The sequence below is a fragment of the Stratiformator vulcanicus genome (assembly GCF_007744515.1).
Taxonomy (GTDB): domain Bacteria; phylum Planctomycetota; class Planctomycetia; order Planctomycetales; family Planctomycetaceae; genus Stratiformator; species Stratiformator vulcanicus.
In genome coordinates this window covers 2,106,837-2,130,594 of sequence record NZ_CP036268.1, presented here as the reverse complement: position 1 = coordinate 2,130,594, position 23,758 = coordinate 2,106,837, and the positions used below count along the sequence as shown (strand labels likewise).

The following is a 23,758-nucleotide window of genomic DNA, read 5'->3' as shown; positions in this document are numbered from 1 at the left end:
GATCATGATTTTACGGCTGTCGGACATTCGTTGGCTCGCGGTGATCCTCGGTTGCATCGCGCTAATGGCGGGTGAAGCAGGGGCCGATCCCCAATTAAAAGTCGTGGACAAGATTTGGGGTTTCAATACCCGGGGGCGTCTTCAAGCCGTACCGAATCGGTTTCAGCCAGTTTCGATCCGGCTGCAGAACACCGGGACCTCGGCATTCGATGGCGAGGTCGCCCTCTATCGGACCAATCTGTCGGGGCAACAGATCGGGGCCAAATTAATCCGGCAGATTTATCTCTCGCCGGGGGCCGAGCGTTGGGTTCAATTTTACGTCTTCGCCCTCTCAGGTCAGGAACGCTGGGCGTTGTCATGGCCGGACGGTCAAGCGACGTTCGGTCCGATCGATGACGTCCGCACCTCTGTGGCGTTCCTGACGCCAAGTGACTTAGGCGATGGCTTTGGTTTGTTCGGTATGGTCTTCCCCGCGAGGCTGTTCCCTAACGATGTCGCCGCTTGCGAATCGCTGCGGGTCGCGATTCTGGACCACATGCCTGCGCGGTGGGACGAACGGCAGCGGCAGGCATTCCTCGACTGGATTCGTCTCGGGGGCGAGGTGCATGTGCTGCAAGGACCCGATGGCGAGCACCCTGTCTTTCCCGGCGAGCTTTCGGAATTAAATCTGCCTGTTAGTAAGTCGCGGATTGGGGCCGGCGTGATCTACCGGCACGACAAAACCGCGCAGGTACTGAACTCGAGGTCGTGGATTGAGGAAAATCTCGCAACCTCGGAGCTGACGGAGCAGGAGGAGACTTGGCGAATCAAGGAGGAACAAGAGAGTGACCAACGCTATTCCCCACACTCGTTCGACGATTTCAATGCAACATCCGGCGTGCTGGCCAACTTAAAGGATATGATTCGGCCCGAATTCAATTGGGGACTGATTGTCTTAATGTCATTCGCCTATCTCGCCGTCATCTTCCCCGGTTGTTTCTTAATGGGGAAAGAGCGACGCGATTATCGCCATACTTTCGGCGTACTCCTCGGTGCGGTGGCGATCTTCGGATTCGGATTCTTTATGGTCGGACGCCGGGGCTATGACGAGCAGACGTCCGTCCGCTCACTCGTCGTTGCCGAGGCGATGGGTGACGGGGAGTTTGTAGCAACCCAATGGTCGAACGTATTCGTCACATTCGGCGGCGATTACGACATTACTCACGAAGGCGACTTTCGCATCTATTCCACCGCGCAAGATGCCGAGAAGGTCAACGGAACGATCTCGTTCGACGATCTGGGATCATTTCTCGTCGATATTCCGCCTTACTCATCGCGGGCCTTTGCCCTGCGAACAAGGATCGAACTTCCCGGTCTGGATGTGGGCGACGTCAATCCGACCGGAGGGGGTCGTCAGCTTGCGATCTCAATCGGTGAAGACTTTCCCGACGCGACCGGGCCGATCTATGCAGTCGTCGGGCGACAGTTGCGGTCGGTTTCAAGAGAGCCGGACCGCTTAGTCGTTGCATCACAAGGTCAGAAGTTGCCGTCCGGGCTGCGGTTGACTGAGATGTCGGAGTATTACGCGCGCGGCGGGAGCTTTGTCGAATCCGAGAAACCGGAGGAGCAGGCGTTCGACGCCATGACCAAGCCCGCGATCCTCCGCAGCCTGCCGATTCGATCCGCCGACGAACGTGCCTATCCGGTGCGAAACACCGACGGCACAATCCCTACGGACAATAGCGGTCGTATGATGACCCGGAAGATGACGGCCGAGGATGAACTGGCGGTCTTCGAACAAGAAGCCGGCCTGGTCAGTTTATTTGTGCCAGTTGAATTACCGGAGGCACTTTATGCCCGGTATCGGTCCGGAAGCGATTCGACGATCCTGCCGAACCAAACGGGTCGGCTCATCCTCGTTTATCATTTGAAGACGAGCGGCGGTTAAGCCGCCTGACCCAATTAAGTTCTTAATGAAACTAAGTCACTATTATGTCCACCATGCTTGAAGATGACGAACCGGTCTACGCTCTCGGCGAGGACCCGCTCGCGGCCGCGCCGGCGATCGAGATTACGAACCTCGGTCATATCTATAAGAAGCACCGGGCTCTCGAGAGCGTCAACCTCCGCGTTGACCGAGGTTCGATCCACGGTTTCGTCGGGCCGAATGGCGCCGGCAAGACGACCACCTTAAAGCTGATCTGCACCCTGCTGAAGCCGCAGGCAGGTAAGGTTCGCGTCTTCGGTCTCGACGTCGTCACTGATTTACGCGAAGTGCGAAAGCGGATCGGTTATATGCCGGACCACTTCAGCATGTACCGGCAGATGACGGTCGGAGAATACCTCGACTTTTTCGGCGCCGCCTACGGCATGACGTTAAGAGACCGCGACCGGGTGATCGACGACGTGCTCACCCTGACCGATATGGTCGGTCGACGAGAGCACTTAATTCGCGGCCTGTCCCGCGGCCTGCAGCAGCGCGTTTCGCTGGCTCGCGTGCTCGTAAACGATCCCGACCTGCTGCTGCTGGATGAACCGGCTAGCGGCCTCGACCCACGGGCCCGGATCGAGTTGATGGACATCCTTAGAGAATTGCGATCTCTGGGAAAAACCATCTTCATCAGTTCGCATATTCTGAGTGAGTTAGCCGAACTGTGCGACAGTTGCTCGATCATCGATCGCGGCGTCACGAAGTACAGCGGGCCGATGGAGGAACTGCTCGCCGGAGCGGAGGAGAACCCCGGCTACCGCGTGACGTTCGGACGTGCCGAAGAGGGCATCGCCGAGCGACTTCTCGAGATCGACGGCGTGCTGGAGGCGGAAGCCGACGAGCATCGGCCGAAGACCTATCGTATTTCGATCGATTGGACCGCAATAACGGTCAACGACCTGCTGGCCCGCGTCCTCGCCCTCGGCCTCCCCGTCGAGTCCTTCCAACGCCAAACCCGACATCTTAACGACGCCTTTATGAGTTTAACGGAGACGGGAGTTAGGTGACAGGGGTGAGAGTTTAGAGGTGAGGGGTGAGAGTTTAGAGGTGAGGGGTGAGAGAGCATCTAGCAACTGCTTCGAATGTAGCACTTTGGAGAAATTGCAATGTTTCAATTTGAGAACCTGATCGTTTGGCAGAAGTCAATTGACTATGCGGACCGTATATACGACCTGACAGACCGGTTTCCGCGAGACGAGAAATTTGGCCTTACCGCCCAGCTTAGGCGCGCTGCGGTTTCAATATCCTCGAATATTGCCGAAGGCGATGGTCGTACGTCGAAAACGGATCACGCACGTTTCATCGAAATCGCGTACGGTTCGCTGATGGAAACAATTTCACAGGTGACGCTCGCCGCCCGTCGTCAATGGCTTTCCGACGACGAGCTGGCGAAGCTTCGTCATGCCGCCGAGGAGATCGCCCGCATGCTCAGTGGCCTGCGGCGAAGCATTCTCGCCCCCAGCAACAAGCAGTAAAAAACAGGTAAAGTTTTTACCTCTCACCACTTACCTCTCACCACTTACCTCCAACCTCACATGAGCGGTCTTCTCGCACTTTTTACTCGCAGTCTCAAAGTCGATGCGAATGGTTGGAAGGGGCATACCTTTCGGCTCGCGTTCGCGGCGATGATCGCGTTTGCGCTGTTGCGGATGATCGCCCGGATCGCGACCGTCGGTGCTCCGGGTCTCGACTTCTTCACCGGCATCGCCTATCTCAACGTGTTCTTTATTAGTCTGGCCGGGGTGAGTTTCTTTGCGACCGCCATCACCGAAGAGAAGGAAGAGGGCACGCTTGGTCTATTAAGAATGGCGGGCATCGGCAGTTCCGCGATCCTGCTCGGCAAATCGACGAGTCGACTCGTGGGGGCGGGCCTATTGTTGGTGGTGCAATTCCCGTTCTTTTTGCTCTCGATCACCTTGGGCGGAGTTTTAATGCCGCAGATTTGGGCGGCAGCGGCATCGCTACTTGCCTTTTTGGCCTTTGTCGGCAACGTCGGGCTATTCTTCAGCGTATTGTGTAAGCGGTCGGGAACGGCGGTCGCGCTCTCCGCCGTGGTGCTGGCCGGCTACTTCGGGCTGCCGATCGTCATCGAGCCGCTGATCGGCAATCCGCTGATCCTGCTCGGCATCCCGATCAGTCCGATCGCGGAGGCCGTCTCCGACTTCTCGGTTATCACGCGATTAAACGAGATTCTGTTGACCAACTTCGCCGAGCAGCCGTTCGGAACTCAAGTCGTGAGCAACTTGGTGGTAGCCGTCGTGCTCTTCTTAACCGCATGGATGTTATTTAGCCGGGAAGGGCATGAAGACGAAACCGCTGAGCCGGGCCGCGTCGCACAGGGCCCCGGACGGTTTAAGGCTTTCAGCCCAGGACGGGCATGGGGCGACCCATTTGCGTGGAAAGAGTTCTATTTTCTCAGCGGCGGCATCCCTTTAATTCTCTTAAAGGTCATCGCCTATGTTGCCTTGGCCGTCGTTATTTACGCGTATGTCTATTATTCGTCGCGGCGATTCGATATCGAAGAAGTTGGCGCCATTCTCGTCGGTGCGGCGCTCATTGCGGCGGTCGTCGAAACCTGCCGTGTCGCCGTCTCTTTATTTAAGGAAGAAGTCTACGGACACAACCTCGAAGCGTTGGTGCTTCTTCCGAACCCGATCGCAAAGATTGCAGTTGGCAAAGTCATGGGCGTCCTGCCCACCTTGACGCCGGTGCTGATCTTCTTAATTCTCGCGATGTTCTCAACGCCGCGCGTGACCGAAGGTTCGCAGGAGCTATTATCGAGCTCGTACCTTTATGCGGGTGTGGCGTACTATATCGTGTTCCTGCATGTCGTCGTTTTAATGTCGCTCTTCGTCCGCTGGGGTGCAGTCCCGCTGGCGTTTCTGGTGACCATCTTCGCTACCTACGCCGTCAGCCCTTTGGCACTCTTTTCGGTCTTGTTCGCCGGGATTATCGACTCCGCGCAGGCTGGGGCATTGCCCCTTGTCGTAATGCTCGCGGCAGCAGCGTTTGCCCTACAACTAGCGATCCAGCGTCGGCTGATCGTTCTCGGCGGGCGATAGGTCTTGCCGCCGGACGGCAACACTTATTGCAGCAGGTCACTGATCGAGCCGCCCTCTTCATGCGTGCGGCGAATGGCCTGGGCGAACATCATCGAGGTCGGAATGACGAACAGCCGATTCTCCCATTTCGATTGCTTCAGGCGAAACGGCCGAATCGTGTCGGTAATGACCAGCCGCGGGACGTCGGCCAGATTTTTCTCGACGTTGCCCCCGACGAACAAGCCGTGCGTTGCGCAGACGGCGTACATCTCCGCCTTGTGACTCTTCACCGCTTCAACGCAGATTCGCACGGTGCCGCCGCTGGAGATCATGTCGTCAAGCAGAATAATCCGCTTGCCTTTAACGTCTCCGATAATTTTGCTGCCGCTAACATTTGAGCCGTCCATCCGCTCTTTGTCGAGATAAGCGACATCGATTTTATTGTGAAGTTGCAGCCGCTCTTCGAGAGCATTGCGAAAGCGTTTCGCCCGCCCCATGCCGCCGCTGTCGGGCGCGAGTACGACAAGATCGTCGGGGTTATTGATGAGGGGATCGGGCAGGTGCGTTTCGACCGGTTGCGGCACGCCGTCGCTGTCGCGTCCGGAATCGACCCCGCACAGATAGTCGGCCAGTAAATTCTTTGCTTCGAGATTGTCGGTCGGAATACGAAATGCGTTCTGAAAGGCGGACAGATTGTGAATGTCCATCGTCAACACGCGATTCGCGCCCACGGCCTCCAAGCACTGGGCCAGATACTTGATGCTGATTGGGGCACGGCTCTCCGTTTTGCGATCCTGCCTGGCGAATGCGAGGTACGGGCAGACCACTGTGATCCGGCGGGCGGACGCATCCACGAGCGAACCGACGAAGAACAGCAGCTTGACCATCTTCTCCGGAACCGACTGATCCTTGTCGGCGTACAGCGAGCTGATGACGTACACGTCCGACGCTCGGACATTGACCTCGCTACGGGCGTACGTTTCCCGGTCGGCGAAGAAGTCTTCGCGATGCTTCGAAACGGGAACGTCGAGATACTTGGCGACACGTTGGGCGAATCGCCGGGAGCCTTCGAGGCCGAAAAGCCGAAAATTATTCACTGCTTGCCGCTGCTACGCATCAAGAATCGGGACACGGCGACTATATGCGCCGCGACGAAGCCGCCGTCATAAACTCTGGCAGACTATGACACAAACGAGCTATGACGCAAACGAGGCCAAGGCTGACCTGAGAACATTCCATCCCGCTACACGTTGATGGGGGCCAAGAGCTCCACGGCGTTTCCGGTCGGGTCGGAGATGTAGATCGATTTTGTTCCGTCGCGATGCGTCTTCAGTTCGCCATAAGACTCAGCCTCCGGCGTGACGAAGCCGATGTGCATCGGATGCTGCCCCGGCGTCACCAAGGCGAGACTCATGTTGGCAAATTTCAGCATCGCCCATGTGTCGTCCTGATAGGTGACATCACAGCGGAATGTCTTGCGGTACCACTCGACCGCTGCGGCGATGTCTTCGGCTTCGATCGCGACGTGATGAAGCGCGTCAAGTTCGCCGATCGGCATCGGGTCTGGATTGGCAGTCATCTTCAATCTCCATGAAAAAAAGCGGATCGGCTACGCAATTGTAACCGATCCGCCCTTTGGACGTGAACGCAGCAGTTTGACGCGGCCGTCAGTTTTCCGGCGAAAGAAACACCGGGGCTTCAATTCGCAATTCGACGGCAAGCTCTCGCAACTTGTCGAGCGCTCGGTTCTGCAATTGCCGGACACGCTCTTTGCAGATGCCGAGTCGCTTTGCCACGCGTTGCAGGGTTTCGGCCTCCTCCGAATCGGTCAGTCCGAACCGAGCTTCAACGATCGCCTGCTCCCGTTCGTCGAGACGATCTTTCATCTGCGTGAGCAAGTCGCAAACATCGCCGTACTGCCGGGCGTCCAGATGGATCTGCTCATGCCCATCGGCCGCTTCAGACAACATTTCGCCCGGCCCGAGCATCACGCGATCGTTGCGTCGCTTCTTCTGCTGGACCTGCCGGTAGAACATCCGACGAATCGCGTGCGTCGCGTAGGTGCTGAACCGAAATCCCCGACCGTAATCGAATTTGGCGATCGCGTGAAGCAGAGCGACGTTCCCATCACTGACGAAATCATCAAACGGGTTGTCGCGATCGGCGAACTTGCGGGCAATCGAAACGACGAGCCGCAGGTTGCAGCGTGCGATTCTGTTTCGAATTCGCTCTGACTCATCCATCAGCCGCTCGAATTCGGCCATCTTCGCTTTCGACGGCCGTGAGAGGTTCAATTTCGCTCGTACTTGATTCGCCCGGTGCTTGAGGTAGTTCATTTTGCGGAACAGGGCGGCTTCGTGGGCCGCACTCAAGAGCGGAACCTCATATAGCGAAGCGAGATACGACGGCAAGCCGGGGGGCCGCTTCGCTTTGCGGGACCGCTGCTCCGGATCAAGTAACGACGTCGCCTCGATCTCTACTTGGACATCCGCGACGTCAAACTCTTTGTTGTACATGTAATCGACTTCGGTCCGGCCGATCTCTTCGGCACGCGCTCGGAGGCGGCTGGCCGCCGAGTTTTTTCGCTTCGGCCGACTCGACTTCGACTGCGCACCGCTCTTTTTATCAGCGACTGCCGCACTGCTCATGACTAGCTCCTAAATCGTTCAAAACGTCCACACCAAGAGTACCGACCGTTCAACCGTGGATCAAGCCCGCGTTCTCTTTTTTGGAGAAAACCCCTATGATCGCAGTATTTTGAACCGCGGCCGCGGTTCGGCTTTAACAAAAATACGTCCAAAACATCCATATTTACGAAATCCGGCACATTTCGCCGACGTTCGACTCTCGGAGACGCGAGAGAAATAGGGGCTGTTCGCGTCGACCATTGGAGGGTTCGCCCCGTGCCTGGGTTGACTTCACACCCCGCCCCATCCAGCCTTTCGAAAATCGCTTTCGTCGCGGCCTTTAAGGCTGCGGCCCCCACTCGATCCCGAAGTGCAACTGTGAGTTCGACCGTGAGTTCGACGCAGCCCCCTCCCGCCGGCGAAGATGAGCCGCCGATTCTCGAGATCAGCGGACTGAAGACCTACTTTCATGGCGAGTCGGGAACGACCAAAGCCGTTGACGACGTCAGCCTGACGATCCGTCGCGGGGAGACGCTCGGATTGGTCGGCGAGTCAGGTTCCGGTAAGTCGGTGACGTCCCTGACGGTGATGCGGCTGCTCCCCGAACGCGGAGCCAAAATCGCGGGCGGGTCGGTCTCGCTGCTGGGGCGGGACATCGTCACGCTGCCGGAACCCCAGATGCAGTCGCTGCGGGGCAGCGATGTCAGCATGATTTTTCAGGAGCCGGGGACATCGCTGAACCCCGTCTACAAAGCGGGTTGGCAGGTTCAAGAGGCGATCCGCCTGCACAACGATGTCTCGAAGGAAGAAGCCCTCAAAAGGACGATCGAGCTATTTCATGAGGTCGGAATTCCGGAACCCGAACGGCGCCTCAACAGCTATCCGCATGAGATGTCGGGCGGTCAGAAGCAACGGGTCATGATCGCGATGGCCCTGAGCTGCAACCCGAAGCTGCTCATCGCCGATGAGCCGACCACCGCGCTCGACGTGACGATTCAAGCGCAAATTCTCGATTTGATTCGCAAGCTGCGCGACGAACGCGGGATGGCCGTGCTGTTCATTACCCACGACCTCGGCGTGATCGCGGAGATCGCCGACCACGTGGCTGTCATGTTCCGTGGAAAGATCGTGGAAACCGGGTCGGTCGAGCAGATTTTCTCGTCGCCTCAACACCCCTACACAAAGGGTTTGTTGGCCTGCCGTCCGCGGCTTGATGGCAAGCTCGGACGGTTGCCGACCGTCGCCGACTTTATGCGGGTGGAGCCGTCCTCCGATCCCGACGGACCGGTTCGCATTACCGAGCGAACGTATTCTCCCGAAGAGCATGAATCTTCGGCCCCAACAAAACGACTTTGGCCCCCCGAGTCAGCCGTGCGTGACTTGGGCTACGAAATCTCGCAGGTGACAACCGACGGACCGGGCAGCTTCGTGCCGGAGAACACGGCGCCGCTGGTGCGCGTGGAAGGGCTAAAGGTCTACTATCCGGTCTACAGCGGGATTTTGCGGCGCCGTACCGGCGATGTGCGGGCCGTTGATGATATCTCTTTCGATATTTTTGCCGGACAGACTCTCGGTCTCGTCGGAGAGTCGGGATGCGGCAAGACGACCACCGGCCGGGCCATTTTGCGATTGATCGACAAGACGGACGGCAACGTCTCGTACCGCGGCGGATCAACCGAGTTGGTCAGCGGGGCGGATTTGCGAACCCTGCGTCGGAAAATGCAAATCGTGTTTCAGGACCCCTACGCCTCACTCAATCCGCGAATGTCGGTTGAGGCGTGCCTTGTCGAGCCGATGGCGGTCCATGACCTCTGCCCCAACGCGAAAGACCGGAGGGACCGGGCCGCCGCACTGCTCGAAGAGGTCGGATTGGGAGCCGAGCACCTGCAGCGCTATCCGCATGAGTTTTCCGGCGGACAGCGTCAGCGAATCTGTATCGCCCGAGCTCTGGCCGTCGAGCCGGAGTTTATTGTCTGCGATGAAAGCGTTTCGGCTCTCGACGTCTCGGTCCAGGCACAGGTACTCAACTTGCTCAAGGATTTGCAGCAAAAACGCGGGCTGACATACCTGTTCATTAGCCACGACCTGAGCGTCGTCAAATTCATGTCCGACATGATGGCCGTGATGAATCAGGGCAAAATCGTCGAGTACGGTCCCTCCGACACGGTCTACGCCCGACCGAAGGACGAGTACACGAAGCGGCTGATCTCCGCGATTCCGGACGACTCCCTGGAGAACATTCGCCGACGGCAACGAGAACGGCTCGAAGCGAAGTCACCGGAGCAAAAAGCGGGTTGAGTCGGATTTGCGGGAACTGTTCGCTTCGTTAGGTCGTCAGAATGATTGGTGCCCTCCGGCGATTTCGATACTGGACGGCTCCATCCGACCCTTCCCGTCTCGAAAGGAGTTGCCGTGCTCGCTTCGCTCTGTTTCCGCTCGTCACTTGCTGCCTTGGGCGTGATTGCCGTTTTCGGCCTGAATTCTCCATCCGCGATTTCGGATGATCCGGCTGAAAAGCCTGCCCCGGTGAGTGAAGCTCCGAAGATCGAGATCGCGATTTTGCTCGACACGTCCAACAGCATGGACGGCCTGATCAATCAGGCGAAGGCGCAGTTGTGGAAGATCGTCAATGAATTCGCCACCGCCGAGCGCGATGGGGCCTCGCCGGAACTGCGGGTGGCCCTGTACGAATACGGCAAATCCTCTTTGGCGCCCGGAGAGGGTTATCTCAGGCAGATCACGTCGCTAACCGATGACCTCGATCGAATTTCCGAAGAGCTCTTCGCTCTCACGACCAACGGCGGGGACGAATATTGCGGTCAAGTAATCGCCGCCGCAACGAAGGGGCTCGATTGGAGCAGTGCCAACAACGATCTCAAGTTAATTGTGATCGCGGGGAACGAGCCATTCACGCAGGGCTCGGTCGACTACAAGGTAGCCTGCAAGGCAGCGATCGCCAAGGGGGTGATTATCAACACGATCTTCTGCGGCCCTGAGGAAGAAGGCATCCGCACGAGTTGGAAGGACGGAGCCGTCCTCGCCGACGGAACCTACTCGCACATCGATCAGAATCAAGCCGTCGCGACCATAAATACGCCCTACGATAAAGAACTGTCAGCGCTGAGCGGGAACCTGAACAAGACCTACGTGGCCTTCGGGGCAAAAAAACAACGGCAACGATTCTTACAGAATCAGGAAGCCCAAGACTCGAATGCCGCTTTGGCGGCACCCGCCGCAGCGGCAGAGCGAGCTCAATTTAAAGCGGGCGGCCTTTATGACAATTCAGCCCGCGACCTCGTCGATGCGATCGATAAGAACAAGGTAAGACTTGACGAACTTAAGGCTGAAGAACTCCCCGAAGAGCTTAAAGGCAAGTCGACCGAAGAGCAGAAAGAAGTTCTTGCGAAGAAAGCTGCAGAGCGGGCGAAGATTCAAGCACGTATTCAAGAGCTTTCAAAGCAGCGCAATGAGTATGTCGCAGGCGAACGCAAACGCTTGGCGGAAGACGGAGAGGAAAATTCCTTGGAAGGAGCCCTTTCAACCACGCTGCGACGGCAAGCCGAATCGCGCGGCTTCCAATTCAGCGAATAAATCGCATCGCAAACTAGCCCGACGCGCAAGCGAGGGATTTTGTTATAGCGCCTCGCCAAGTGAGCCATTGCATCACGCGCGGAGGCTGCTGTTAGAAATTCGTGCTTGCGTTGCGGGTCAACCTGACCCCCGCACTATCAAATCAGTTTTCAGGAGCACACTCATGCGGACTCTCATAGCGATTGCCGCCTCGCTGACAATTAGCTTTGCATCGAATCATGCGTCAGCCTGCTTCGTTCGATCACCCCAACCGGTGCAGGTTTGGGTCGATCAGGTCGCGATCGACATTCGCGGCAACGTCGCTGAGAAACACTACGTTTGCGGATTCAAAAACCCCAACGGCGGGGCGATCGTAGGCGGCGAATGCTATATGGAACTGGAACCGGGCTCGCAGGTCGACGCCCTGACCGTTTCCGTCGACGGTTCGAAAACAACGGCGGAGATTCTGCCGGTTGAAGAAGCGAATGAAGTCTTTAAGAACATCGTGAAGGAGGGCGGCTCGCCGGCGCTTCTCGAATATTTTGGCAACCAGTTAATTCGCACCAAACTGCCGAACATCCCGGCCGGACAGGTCGTGACCGTCGATTTGCGCTACACGACCGTCTTAAAGCGGCACGGCGACTTCCTGCGGGTTCGTTGTCTTAACACGAACCCCAAACCGCTGCAGCAGAAGTTAAAGAAGGCGGGCGTCAAGGTCCGCATTAAGAGTGCAGAACCAATCAAAGCGGTCTATTCGCCGACTCACCCGGTCGAGATTGAAGAAGAAAAGGACTGGGATGTCGTGGTGAAGTGGTCGGAGGAGGATTACCTGCCGAAGTATCCGTTCGTATTGTACGTTAAGTCGGCGAAGCAGGCGCTCGGAGCGGGACTGCTGACGCACCACCCCCCCGGTGAAGACGGGTCATTCATGCTGCTGCTGTCACCGGGGCACGGCTCCGCCGCGACTCCCGACTGGCTGCAAACCGGCGTTCCGAAGGATATCGTATTCTGTGTCGACACCTCCGGCTCCATGCTCAAAGACCGAAAAATTGAACAGCTTAAGCAAGCCTTGACGTATTGCGTATCGGAACTCCGCGAAGGCGATCGTTTTAACATCGTTGATTTTAATACCGGAGTTCGCTCGATGGCCAAGTCCGGTCTGGTCGAGTCGAATGACGAGACCGAAGCGACGGCGCTGGACTACGTCGACCGCCTGCATGCCCGCGGCGGCACCGCGATTAAGGACGCGCTGGACCAGTCGCTTTTGCTATTGTCCGCAGGCCGCACGGAAGACGCAGCCGTCACGCCAATGATCGTATTCGTGACCGACGGCTTGCCAACGATTGGCGAACTTGAGCCTGACAAAATTCTTAAGGAGACATCCAAACTCAATTCCGACGGAGTTCGCCTGTTCGTCTTCGGGCAGGGCTACGGCGTGAATGCCCGTTTGCTCGACCAACTCGCAAAGCAAAATTCGGGCGAAGCGGACTACGCGCTGCCCGATGAAAAAATCGAAGACTTCATCAAGCCGTTCTTTGATCGCGTCGGCACCCCTGTCCTCAGCAATGTGAGCGTTGAGATCGAGGGCGTCGAGACGTATGACATCTACCCGCGCACCGTGACCGACCTTTATCGAGGAGAGCAGTTGATCCTTGTGGGCCGATATCGTGGCAGCGGAGCAGGCAAAGTGGTACTCCGCGGACAATCATCTGACGGCGAACAGGTGCTAAAATACGATGTCGAGTTTAGCGCAGAGGCCGTCAGTGAAGACAATGCCTTCCTGCCCCGCTTGTGGGCCGGGCGACGCATCGACGAACTGCTCTCGATCGCGGCCGGACAGGACCCGGCGCCGGCTGAAATCATTGAGGAGGTGGTCGGGTTGGCCACGCGGTACGGGATCATCACCCCGTACACGAGCTTCCTGATCGAAGAGCGGCCCGGCACTTCAGGCGGAGCTGCTGCGGCTGAAGAACAGGCCGGTCGGGTTCGACGTGATTTGCGACGATTCTGGGGCAAATCGAGCGAGTTCAACTCATCTCTTGACCGCGGAAAAGCCCAAAAACAGAATGTCGAAGACGCGAAAGCGGCGGCCCTGGCCCGCAAGAACTCATCACTCAGCGGGAACGCGAGCGATCTCTACCGCCAAGCCGCGGACGAACTCTCGAAGTCTAGCTTGTCGGGGCAAAAGAAGTCCGCCCTCGATGCGGTGCAGTTCATTGCTGATCGCACCTTCTACCAGCGGAACGGGCGTTGGGAGCAGGCGGAGTTCCCGAATCATGCGGTCGCGAAACTGAACACAGTTGAGCTTGGCGGCGACGCCTATTTCGAATTGCTGAAGAAAGACGCCCTCGCCGCTCGCTACCTTGCACTGGGTAACGTGGTCGTCAATCTCGACGGAGAATGGTACGAGGTCAAGTAGGGTCTTTGCTGCTACCGGGACCGATAACCTGTCGGCAATCGGGCGACCGTGACATTTTTCGAGGGGGCCGAATAATCCCGCGGGGTTGTTCGGCCCCAAGCGCTCTGACAAGATAGCACAGCTCGCAAGGCGGCGTGCTACCGCGCCGCTCGAATAAGATCGACACTCGCTCAAAACGGATTGACCGCGTATGTCCCGGAATTGGGTCTCGGCGTCTCTGTTCTCATCCTTCGCACTCGTAACGGCGATTTTGGTCTCCGGTTGCGAAACCGCCAAGTCTCCGGGCGGTGACAGTGGATCGAAAACGGCCTCCGGAGGCGCCGACCCGACCTCGTCCAGCGGGTCCGGTCTAAAGCCTTCGGCTGAGTTCGATGAAGGTGACCTGACCTCCTATCCGCTCATGACAGAGGTGGACGGCATCCCCGTCCCGCGAGTCGACACGGCAGGCCCCGACGTCAATGTCGGAGGACCGGTCGAGGTCGACAAATATAATCCCGCCGCGAAAGGCAATCCGACCAAACCGGTCGTGGGCGGATCGATCAACGTGCGTTTCTCGAATGAGCCAAAAACGCTCAATCCGATCGTTGAAACCAGCGCCGTTCAGCAAGTCATTCACACCTATATCCATGACGGGCTCGCCGACCAGGATCCGGAAACCTTCGAATACAAGCCCGCGATTGCCAAGAGTTGGACTATCGAAGATTCGATCCGACTCGCTCCCGATTACCCCGGCTACGAACTGACGTTGGTGATCGATGATGAGCCGGCTGAAAATGACTCCGAGGTTTCGGTCAAACTGGATGATGACCAGCAGATCATCGCCCCGGCAGTGAAAGTCACAAAGGCCGACGGCTCGCCCGCCGGCCGGTCATGGGTCGGGCTCTATCCGACGGATGGGGGTCTGACACTGCACGTGTGGACCGACGAGAACGGCTCGCTCGATCTCTCAGCCGTCCCCGAAGGAGATTACAAAGCGCGGACCGGCTTCGAGCTCTACGGTAAGGTGTCGGAAACCGACGAGGGATATACCCTCGCCACCGAAACGGCGGGTCACCCTCTTGCATTGTTATTGAACGAGAAGGGCGAGAGCGAACTCACCCTTTCTAAAGACGACGTGCAGGAGGTGCACCGTGGATCGATCTTTACGTTTTATCTTCGCGACGATGTGACTTGGAGTGACGGCACGCCCTATACCTCAGCCGACGTCGAGTTCGCGTATGCCACGATTAACAGCCGCTACGTCGATGCGGAATCACTGCGAACTTATTACGCCGATGTCGTGCTGTGCGATGCGATCGATGAGACGACAGTCCGGATGCAATATCGCGAGCAATACTTTCTCGCTTTCGAATTTGCGGCGGCGATCGCGTTATACGGCGGGCCGCTGCATTTCTTTGAAGACCTTTACAAAGAGATGGGCAAAGAACTGACACTCGAACCTTTGACCGAGGAGCAAGAAGCTCAGTCGAACAAGGTCAGCGTGACGGGCAAAGCGTTCGGCAAGTTCTTTAATACAGACGACCGCTACAATCTCGCACCGATGGGCGTCGGGCCGTATGTCGTTGGCGATTGGGACCGCGGTGTCTCGCTCGAATTAGATCGACGAGATGACTATTGGCGGGACAACCGCGCCGGATATCTTGATCAGATTCGCGTTAAATTTATTGTCGACGGATCAACCGCCATGCAGGCGCTGCGAGGCGGCCAGGTCGACTTTATTAACCGACTCGACCTTTCGCCCGAGAAGTTCTTTGAAGAACTGAAAGGGCCGCCGGAGTGGATTAAGAAGAATTACGTGAAAGCCCGGTGGTATTACCCGAATTACAGCTACGCCGGTTGGAATATGCTCCGGCCGATGTTTCAGGATCGCCGGACGCGACTCGCCTTATCAATGCTGTTTGACTCGGACGAGTACCTACAAAAGGTGAAGTACGGAGCGGGTATTCTCATTTCCGGGAATCAATACGTCTTGGGGCCGGGCTACGACCACGACGTGCAGCCGGTCGGTTACGATCTCGATGCAGCACGTGACCTGTTGGCCGATGCGGGCTGGCTCGATACGGACGGCGATAGCTGGCTCGACAAAGGCGGGGACAAATTCTCCTTCGAACTTTTAATGCCGCAGGGCAGCAGCGCCGGACGTTCGTTCGCCGAGCTATTTCAAAAGCGCCTCAAAGATGTGGGGATCGAGGTCAATGTGCTCGAACTCGAGTGGGCGTCGTTTATTGAACGAATCACCGCGAAAGACTTCGATGTCTGCCGGCTCGGCTGGGCAATGAATCTGGAAGGCGATCCCTATCAAATCTGGCACAGCAGCGGAGCAGGGCCGGACAAGCGCGGCAGCAATCACGTCTCCTATGCCGACCCGCTTGTTGATGAAATGATCGCCAAGATTCGCGTCACGCTCGATGAGCAGGAGCGGCACGCCATTATGCATGCCATGCACCGCAAACTTGATCACGATCAGCCCTATATGTTTATGTTCACAACGCAAGACCTCGGCGTCTATCACCAGAAGTATCGCGGCGTGAAGTTCTACGCACTCCGTCCGGGTTATGATCTGCGCGAGTGGTATATCCCCGAATCGCTTCAAAACTGATGGCAAGCCCCGCGATGCTTCGGGCCGCGCTTCTCAGCTCATGTCGTAACCTGTTTGTGCCCTAAACTGGCGATCGTCCGGACGTGCTAAGCTACCTCATCCGACGCATGCTGCTGATGCTTCCGACCATGGTCGGAATCCTCGTGGTGTCGTTTCTCGTCATTAAACTCGCGCCGGGCGATCCGTCATCGCAAAAGTTCGGCGGTCTCGGCCAGGCCACCGGTGGAATGGCGGCGGACCGTGGCGTCGAGCAAGCGATTAAAAAGTTCCGCGAAAAGTACCACTTGGACGATTCGCTACCTGTCCAATTCGGTTTCTTCCTGAAACGACTCTTCACCGGAGAAATGATCTTTTTTCAGGACGAACGTCCGATTTGGGGGGACCTGTTCAAATCGCTCTGGATCACGGTGCAGATTAATTTCGTTGTTTTTCTATTAATTTATTTGATCGCGATCCCGTCGGGAATTTATAGCGCCGCCAAACAGGGGTCGTGGGGTGATCGTATTTCGACCGTCGCGTTGTTTGTGCTTTATAGCATCCCTTCATTTTGGGCGGCCGAAATGCTCCGGCTGCGACTGACCGGTCCCGAGACGCCCGCGTGGATCCGCTTTCCCGTCGCCAACCTGCATCAGGATGACTGGGAGGAACTGAGTTACTGGGGGCAGGTAGCCGATTGGTGGCATCACGCGACGCTCCCGATCATCTGCCTGACGTACGTCGCACTGGCGTACCTGTCGCGGCAAATGCGGGTGGGTCTGCTCGACGTGATTCGACAGGACTACATTCGAACCGCCAAAGCGAAGGGCGCCTCCGAAATACGAGTGCTGCTGGTCCACGCTTTGCGAAACGGCCTGTTCCCGGTCATCACACTATTCGCCAGTCTTCTGCCGTTCTTAGTGGGCGGCAGCGTAATTATTGAATTCATTTTCGAAATTCGCGGCATGGGCCGCTTCGCGATCGAGAACGTATATCGACGCGAATACGACGCGGTCATGGCAACGCTGATGCTCTCGGCAGTTTTAACACTTGTGGGAATCCTCATCTCCGACATTCTCTACGTGCTGGTAAACCCACAGGTCTCCTTCGAATCGCGGAGGAAATAACGTGATAGTCGCCAGCACCGGCGCCGTGCACACCACGGCGGATTCAATTCGAAACGAGATCCCGCTCGGAGAAAGTCAATCGGCTTTAATCTGGAAAGGGTTTAAGCAGCGATATTTGGCGGTCGTCTCAGCGGTCGTGATCTTTCTGCTGATCTCCATCAGTATTCTCGCGCCGATCATCGCGAACGATCGACCATTGGCTTATTACGGTATTAACCGATTTCAACAGTCGGAGTCGGTTCGAAACGCCAGAACGATTTTGCGGTTGCTCCCCACGAAGATCGCGGCTGACGACTTTCCTGATCAAGAATGGCGCGGAGTCCGTCTCGAACTCTCGAGCTTACGGTCACAGTTCTCTGTCGAAGATGGCGACAAGGTTTCTCAGTTCGAGGCGTCCCTCGAGGCGCCCATTGACAACCTTCGCGAAGTCACAACGCAGTTGCCCCAGGTCGCCGACCCACTCGCCGACCTCCTTGAGAAGATGGACGCGACGCAATTGCGTCGATTGCTGACGGGAATCGAGCCGGAACTCGAAAAAACCCGGCTGTGGCCCGATTTAAGGATCGACCTGGGAACGGACAATAACGAGGCCGCCTCACTAAACGAGCAGCGTCGTCAGGGTTTAATTAAGGTCACTCGCGATGGCGAGCCCAGTTTCCTACGGGCCGTCGTTGATGCCGTTAAGAATCGCTCGGCCGATGATTCGGCGAGCAAAATTGCTGCGGTTGATACGAGCCTCACCGCAATCGAATCCGAACTTCGGGGCATCAATTCTGAATTGTCGAGCGCCGCTCGCGATCTCCGCAGTCGATTTTCGACACGTCAGGTCGAGCCGGTGAACCGCTGGCACTTCCCGGTGTTCGACTCGCTGATCTATGGCGATATAGCAGCGCTGATTGTGGAGTTCGGACTCGTGCTCGCCCTCATTGCCGCTCTACTCCCGTGGTTCGGAGGCCGGACGATCCGGCGAATTTTAAGTCTGACGGTAGTCTCGGCTGCAGTCGTTGCGGGCGTGTGGTATCTGGCGGTACCCGATCGCGTTGACCGCTCACCTTATAAACAAGGCGTATTGGCAGATGCGGAGTCGGCGAATGCTAAGCCGATCGTTTATCAATCGGTCGTTTGGCCGCTGATTCCGTACGGACTTGACGAAGACAATCTCAATAAGAAGTTCGGTGCTCCTCCGTGGTGGCCCGAGAAAGACGAAGCGGAAGACCAAGTGAATAACCAGGCAGTGCAGCCTAGCGACGTTGTAGTTAATACCTGGGATAAACCGCACTGGCTTGGCACTGACAAGATTGGCCGGGACGTCCTCAGCAGAATGATCTGGGGCGGGCGAGTCAGCCTGTCGGTGGGAATTGTGGCGGTCGGTATCTATGTCGCAATCGGGATTGTTGTCGGTGCCGTTGCCGGATTCTTCGGCGGCTGGGTCGATATGCTACTTTCGCGGGTTATTGAAATTGTCATCGTCTTTCCGAGCTTTTTTCTGATCCTGACCATCGTGGCTTTTATTGGCCCCAGCATCTGGAACATTATGGTGGTCATTGGATTAACCGGTTGGACAGGAGTCGCTCGCTTAGTGCGCGGTGAATTCTTAAGGCTCAGTGGTCAGGAATTTGTGCTGGCCGGTCGCGCTCTCGGATACCCGGCATCGCGATTAATTTTCCGGCACATCTTACCGAACGCTCTGGCCCCGGTTTTGGTTGCAGCAACATTCGGCATTGCCGGTGCTATTTTGACGGAGAGTGCTCTCTCCTTTCTCGGCCTCGGGATCACGGTGCCCCGCCCATCTTGGGGAGGAATCTTGGCAGAAGGCCGCGATTACATCCGCATCGCATCATGGCTCATTTACTTTCCCGGCTTTGCGATTTTCATGACAATCACATCGTACAATCTGGTCGGCGACACACTCCGGGACGTGTCAGACCCGCGATTGCGCGGCTCTCGATAAAGCCCTTCTTTAAAGCTAATGAGCAGCAAGCCATTTTCGATTGACGCTTACTCAGCGACTGCTACTTTTCTTTCGCCGGTCCAGAACGTTGGCGGTCGGCAATGCCGCGCTCCAAGGCATTTAATTCGCCTTCGATTTCCCCGAGACGCTGCTCACTGAGTTCTCGGTTGCCGAAACGCACGGCGTAGAAATCATCAATAAGGGCAACCGGAACAGGCTGAAACTCTTCAGGTAGCCCGAGGCTTTTAAACGCGGCTTTAATATGGGCGAGGAACTCTCGCTCGGTCGCCGTGGCCGGACGGTTCAGGCCGATTCGGCTACAGAGTTCTCGGAACCGCTGATAAAATTTGACGGTACGCGCTTGGCGCCCCTGCTGAAGTTGCCGCCGACGCCGGCGATGAAATGCAATCACGCGTCGGCTGATCAGGGTCAACAAGGTGATGCAACCGGCCAGCAGCGTTAGCAGTACGATCCCCCGTCCACTAAACCAGAGGTTGGGATCGAGCAGCGCTTTAAACATCGCGGACACGGCCGTTGTCCGCTCGGTGTCTTCCGCCTCTTCGCCGGGACTGATTGCCTTGGCGACTGAGCGAATGGAATTCGCCACTGGGTTATAGAAGCCTTCTTTTTGCTTCTCTAGGTTGAGCAACACGACGTAGTCTTGCCACGCATCCGTCACAACTGAGAGCATATTTCTCGCGTAGGCAAAATAAGGAGCGTTCGCATCGACAATAGCGCTGCGTGACGAAGCCGGAGTAGCGTCGAGCGTCGTCCAGAGCCCGTCAATGCGTGCCTCGACCCAGGCATGCGCGTGCCGTTGCTGGACCTCGTAGGATCCGGTAAAGGAATTCAAATTACCACCCTTAAAGCCGCTGACCAATCTCGCCGGAACGTCAACGCTTCGCAGCATCAAAGCCAATGCCGAAGCAAAGTACTGGCAGTGGCCTTTGCGCGTTTCAAAGAGAAAATCCTCAACCTCGTCGATACCCGAACGACTTAATTCGATGTTTAACGAATATGTATAGTCGCCGGAATCACGAAGATAACGAACGATGCGATCAGCCCGCTCAGACGCAGGAATGTCAGCCAGTTCACGTGCATTGTCTTCACGCACGGCACTGAGAACGACCTCTTCAGCTAACTTGCGAAGGCGAAGCAGTTTACCCGGCGGGAGCCGAGTGTATATCTCCGACTCGAAACGGTATCGATCGGGGGAAAATTTTGCGGCTGCGATTGCCGGATGTCGCTTGGCGCTCTCAAGGTCGACCGAAGAATACGCGACATACTGGTAAGGTCGATTGCGGGCCTTGGAACCGAGTTCGCCAACCAGCGAATAGTCGAGTCGGCGCCGTACGATTCGAGAATCTTTCACATCGTCACCCAGCCGAATGAACCCGACCGGATGAACAGCGAAAACCGTTGAAGCATTAATAGGGTGACGCCGAATTTCCTGCCGGACGAACTGATCAGCATATTCGTCCGGAGGACGTCTCGGAACGTCGGTGACATCGGTCTCGGGAATTCCCGAGACCCATTCTCCCTGATCGTACGAGTCCATGGTTACTCCACGGAAGTAGGGCTCGTCGAGGCCAAGCCGGGACGCATAGGCCTCCAGATTAACGGTATTGTCTGAGTTCCCCTCGAAAGCTCGCACTTCCAGCACAAGTTTGGGACTTTCAAGAACTTCCCCGAATGAGCCGAGCTTCACGGTATCTGAGTAGCCGGTGTAAGACCGGCCGGCCAGCGACGAATAAGTCTGTTCGATCGGGAGTCGGTCAATCCAGACACGCGGAGTTAAAGCGAAGAATACCGCGGCCGCGAACAACGATCCTAAGAAGACAATTGTTGCGGCGTTCGAGAGCGCACCAACCGCCGAGCGGATCTGCGCCTGCAAACCACTGCTCTGCGGAACAACCCGATTCTCCGCAACGAGTATCTGTCGGCCACTTGGTCGCTCACCCGACTCACCTTTCGGCGCCGCAATTGGTATCGGTTCGGAGCAATCTTCTTCAATTCGCAGAGCGACCAGATAAGTGGCAGTACGGATTGCCAGGAACAACGCGACGGCCAAGAGCAGGCCGAAACCCGCCGAGGTGGTCAGCACGGCTCCGACTGCGATCTGCAGAATGGCGAGCGAGGCAAGCCACCAATAATGCCGGCTTTCCTTGCGTTGAAATAGAATGACCCAAGTGAGCAGCACAAGCAGATTCGCCCCTGCCTGAATACGCGTTTCAACGCTACCTGAGAACAGGTTTCCGACACACAACAAGAGCGCGGGCACGGAGAGAAAATTGGCCACCGTCGCGGAGTAGCTGAATAATTTCATCCGCTCGGTGACAACGAATGCCACGATTGCGATCGGAATCGTCAGCATTGAAGAAACGAGCGGATACTCCGTAATCGATAGCATGAAATTGGCGAGGCACACGATAGCCAAGACGTGCCACTGCACCATCCTCAACGTCGCGGACGGCTGGCCGGCGGCCCGGTCTGTTGGCGCGACGTTCTCCTGAGAACTAAGGACCAGGGTGGAGGCCATAACGATTCAATCAGGTTGCGAATGGGTTTGATTCATATCGTGACATATCTCAGTTTAACGGCGACTCGTTGCGCCTTGCTGAGGCATCCGCTCTCGGCAGTCGATCCCGCGGTTCTTCACGATGGAATTGCCAGCCGAAGGCATTCGAAGTTAATCGTTCGAGAAACACCGGGCCCGCCTCCATTTCCACTTCGTATTTTCTAATCCGACGAGCGCTGAAGCCGACCTTTTCGATTGTGGCCATCTTAATTTTTCAATTTGATTATTCGTCCGGAAATTCGATGTAATGCTCCGCTGTCTTAGAATGAATGACCGTCAGCCAGGAAAGGTCAAGGGGGACATCGAAATCCTTAATTGGTCGTGAAGTTAACACGGCCCCTCGCGTTGCTGCCGGCGACATTCCGTCAGCCTGCTGCCACAACCAGTCGCCATCCGCCATGTCGGAACCATGCGGTAGGGCAAGCTGGCGGAGCAGTGCGATGCGAGAGCCCGGCGAGGCTTCGTCCTCCCAGAGTTCGTTGCTCGAACCGGTGACGGCGATGCGAATCTTCGATCCTGCTCCGTCAACGCAATGCTTTGACGCGACGGTTGCGGCCAAAGAGATTAATATTTCGACATCGCTGTCGGCGGCAAGTTCGCGATCGCTGCGCCAAAGATCAATCAGCAGTAGTAAGTCGCGGTCACGACTTTCGCGAAACTCTTTGACCATCAATTGACCGACACGGGCGGAGGTCTTCCAGTGAATCAGGCGGGAGTTATCGCCATGGCGATACTCCCGCATTTGATGGAATTCGTCGTGAAACGCCCCGGAGCGGGTCTCGCGCCGTGATACGAGCTCGCTGGCCACGCCGAATTCTCTATTCCATTGCGGAGTCAGCGAACCGATCCGGGGCAGGACAAGCAGGTCATCGCGACGCTTAACAATGATGCCCCGTTCGACCAATCCGAGAGGGAACCGGCAGGAAAGTCGCAGCGGCCCCAGCGTGTATTTGCCACGCATCATCGGCCGAAAGCGATAACTCGACCGAGCCAGTTTTCCGGGCGGAATCCGAACGAACACGGCAACCGGCCTGAGGTGCCGCGCTCCCTGCACAACGACATCGGTCGCAATGACAAACCAACTTGTCAGAAACTTGCGGCGATTGCGGGTCTCCAATTCGATGGTGGCGATCTGGCCCGCGAAGACATCGGTCGGCAAGATTCGCCGGACCGACATCTCCCGAAGCGTTGTCAGGGTGTGCCACCCGCTAAAGACGAACGGTCCGACGAGCAATGCGAAAATCATCAGCAGCATGTTTGAAGGCCCCAAATAGGCCCCGAGCAGCAATAAAAAGGATAGCCCCAAACAAGCCATTCCGGGCGGCGTCAGGGAGAAGCGCTTCCAGTCTTTTGTCGCGCTGAACGTCGGTCGGGCGATCATTCGATCGAACAGGCGTTTTGCCCCCCACACCAGGAACAGCAATCCGCTACCGGCGAGCACCGCCGCCACAATAGAGACCGTGACGAAGCGACCCGACACCGTCCAAAGTCCGATCCCGAAACCGATCAGCAGAATGCCCGCCCACGCGATCGAATCGAGCTTCCGAACCCGTCCGATCGTCCGGTGCATCGACTTCGATAGCATCGCCGCGGCAATCGAGGCGACCAAATCGATTAAGCCGTACAGTGCGACGGTCGACCCCGACGTCACCAGCAGCAGTACGATCAGCGGTGCCGCTCGGCCGCTTCGCGCGAATCCGAAGGCGAGGACCAGAATGCCGCAGCCGATCGAAAAGCCGAACAGGCCGGAAAGGGAAATTGACAACCCCCGAGCCTCGCGACCGTGATCGCTTCTGAGTTCACCGTCGCTCATAGATTTTTCAGTGTCGGCTCTGGTTCGTTTGATGTCCGCCGGACGTTTCTTCGATCTGATCGCACGTCGGAAACGGTCATCACCAAAA

General features: G+C 57.0%; 15 protein-coding genes. 10 read left to right on the top strand and 5 right to left on the bottom strand.

Annotation, left to right across the window (positions count from 1 at the left end; all coding sequences use genetic code 11):
• Positions 1-4 precede the first annotated feature (4 nt).
• From Pan189_RS08270 to Pan189_RS08255, 4 genes are all read left to right on the top strand, one after another.
• Positions 5-1,927 carry a hypothetical protein gene (locus Pan189_RS08270; protein ID WP_145363461.1) on the top strand — a complete coding sequence of 641 codons (1,923 nt, stop codon included), beginning with the start codon at positions 5-7 and terminating at the stop codon, positions 1,925-1,927.
• Positions 1,928-1,971: 44 nt separating this feature from the next.
• Positions 1,972-2,976, top strand: a complete 1,005-nt coding sequence (locus tag Pan189_RS08265) for an ABC transporter ATP-binding protein (protein WP_310821247.1) — start codon at positions 1,972-1,974, stop codon at positions 2,974-2,976.
• Positions 2,977-3,075: 99 nt separating this feature from the next.
• Complete coding sequence (locus Pan189_RS08260) at positions 3,076-3,444, top strand: four helix bundle protein (protein WP_145363460.1); 369 nt, start codon at positions 3,076-3,078, stop codon at positions 3,442-3,444.
• 60 nt (positions 3,445-3,504) lie between these two features.
• Positions 3,505-5,031 carry an ABC transporter permease gene (locus Pan189_RS08255; protein ID WP_145363459.1) on the top strand — a complete coding sequence of 509 codons (1,527 nt, stop codon included), beginning with the start codon at positions 3,505-3,507 and terminating at the stop codon, positions 5,029-5,031.
• Positions 5,032-5,054: 23 nt separating this feature from the next.
• Here the strand turns inward: Pan189_RS08255 and Pan189_RS08250 are convergent, their stop codons facing one another.
• The 3 genes from Pan189_RS08250 to Pan189_RS08240 all read right to left on the bottom strand — a co-directional run bounded on the left by Pan189_RS08250 (position 5,055) and on the right by Pan189_RS08240 (position 7,658).
• Positions 5,055-6,107, bottom strand: coding sequence for a ribose-phosphate diphosphokinase (locus Pan189_RS08250; protein WP_145363458.1), 1,053 nt, complete (start codon positions 6,105-6,107; stop codon positions 5,055-5,057).
• A 146-nt stretch (positions 6,108-6,253) separates the two neighbouring features.
• A complete protein-coding gene (locus Pan189_RS08245) occupies positions 6,254-6,589 on the bottom strand; it encodes a VOC family protein (protein WP_310821246.1) in 336 nt (111 codons plus the stop codon).
• Positions 6,590-6,677: 88 nt separating this feature from the next.
• Positions 6,678-7,658, bottom strand: a complete 981-nt coding sequence (locus Pan189_RS08240; RefSeq protein WP_145363457.1) for a sigma-70 family RNA polymerase sigma factor — start codon at positions 7,656-7,658, stop codon at positions 6,678-6,680.
• 369 nt (positions 7,659-8,027) lie between these two features.
• Here Pan189_RS08240 and Pan189_RS08235 point away from each other — a divergent pair, with 369 nt between their 5' ends.
• From Pan189_RS08235 to Pan189_RS08210, 6 genes are all read left to right on the top strand, one after another.
• Positions 8,028-9,935 (top strand): ABC transporter ATP-binding protein, encoded by a 1,908-nt coding sequence (locus Pan189_RS08235; protein ID WP_310821245.1) that lies wholly within the window; start codon positions 8,028-8,030, stop codon positions 9,933-9,935.
• Positions 9,936-10,049: 114 nt separating this feature from the next.
• Positions 10,050-11,228 (top strand): VWA domain-containing protein, encoded by a 1,179-nt coding sequence (locus Pan189_RS08230; RefSeq protein ID WP_145363456.1) that lies wholly within the window; start codon positions 10,050-10,052, stop codon positions 11,226-11,228.
• 163 nt (positions 11,229-11,391) lie between these two features.
• A complete protein-coding gene (locus tag Pan189_RS08225; protein ID WP_310821244.1) occupies positions 11,392-13,626 on the top strand; it encodes a VIT and vWA domain-containing protein in 2,235 nt (744 codons plus the stop codon).
• Positions 13,627-13,816: 190 nt separating this feature from the next.
• On the top strand, positions 13,817-16,225 hold the full coding sequence (locus Pan189_RS08220) for an ABC transporter substrate-binding protein (RefSeq protein ID WP_145363454.1): 2,409 nt from the start codon (positions 13,817-13,819) through the stop codon (positions 16,223-16,225).
• Between the two features lie 83 nt (positions 16,226-16,308).
• On the top strand, positions 16,309-17,328 hold the full coding sequence (locus Pan189_RS08215) for an ABC transporter permease (protein ID WP_310821243.1): 1,020 nt from the start codon (positions 16,309-16,311) through the stop codon (positions 17,326-17,328).
• Position 17,329: 1 nt separating this feature from the next.
• A complete protein-coding gene (locus Pan189_RS08210) occupies positions 17,330-19,279 on the top strand; it encodes an ABC transporter permease (RefSeq protein WP_145363453.1) in 1,950 nt (649 codons plus the stop codon).
• 61 nt (positions 19,280-19,340) lie between these two features.
• Here Pan189_RS08210 and Pan189_RS08205 read toward each other — a convergent pair whose 3' ends face one another.
• Complete coding sequence (locus Pan189_RS08205; protein WP_145363452.1) at positions 19,341-21,818, bottom strand: transglutaminase TgpA family protein; 2,478 nt, start codon at positions 21,816-21,818, stop codon at positions 19,341-19,343.
• 262 nt (positions 21,819-22,080) lie between these two features.
• Entirely contained in the window at positions 22,081-23,670 is a 1,590-nt protein-coding gene (locus tag Pan189_RS08200) for a DUF58 domain-containing protein (RefSeq protein ID WP_145363451.1), read from the bottom strand.
• Between the last annotated feature and the right edge of the window lie 88 nt (positions 23,671-23,758).

Bases quoted from the DNA above. Each gene is read 5' to 3' on its own strand.
- Pan189_RS08270 (WP_145363461.1), top strand. From the start codon at position 5: ATGATTTTACGGCTGTCGGACATTCGTTGGCTCGCGGTGATCCTCGGT.
- Pan189_RS08265 (WP_310821247.1), top strand. From the start codon at position 1,972: ATGTCCACCATGCTTGAAGATGACGAACCGGTCTACGCTCTCGGCGAG.
- Pan189_RS08260 (WP_145363460.1), top strand. From the start codon at position 3,076: ATGTTTCAATTTGAGAACCTGATCGTTTGGCAGAAGTCAATTGACTAT.
- Pan189_RS08255 (WP_145363459.1), top strand. From the start codon at position 3,505: ATGAGCGGTCTTCTCGCACTTTTTACTCGCAGTCTCAAAGTCGATGCG.
- Pan189_RS08245 (WP_310821246.1), bottom strand. From the start codon at position 6,589: ATGACTGCCAATCCAGACCCGATGCCGATCGGCGAACTTGACGCGCTT.
- Pan189_RS08240 (WP_145363457.1), bottom strand. From the start codon at position 7,658: ATGAGCAGTGCGGCAGTCGCTGATAAAAAGAGCGGTGCGCAGTCGAAG.
- Pan189_RS08225 (WP_310821244.1), top strand. From the start codon at position 11,392: ATGCGGACTCTCATAGCGATTGCCGCCTCGCTGACAATTAGCTTTGCA.
- Pan189_RS08220 (WP_145363454.1), top strand. From the start codon at position 13,817: ATGTCCCGGAATTGGGTCTCGGCGTCTCTGTTCTCATCCTTCGCACTC.
- Pan189_RS08205 (WP_145363452.1), bottom strand. From the start codon at position 21,818: ATGGCCTCCACCCTGGTCCTTAGTTCTCAGGAGAACGTCGCGCCAACA.
- Pan189_RS08200 (WP_145363451.1), bottom strand. From the start codon at position 23,670: ATGAGCGACGGTGAACTCAGAAGCGATCACGGTCGCGAGGCTCGGGGG.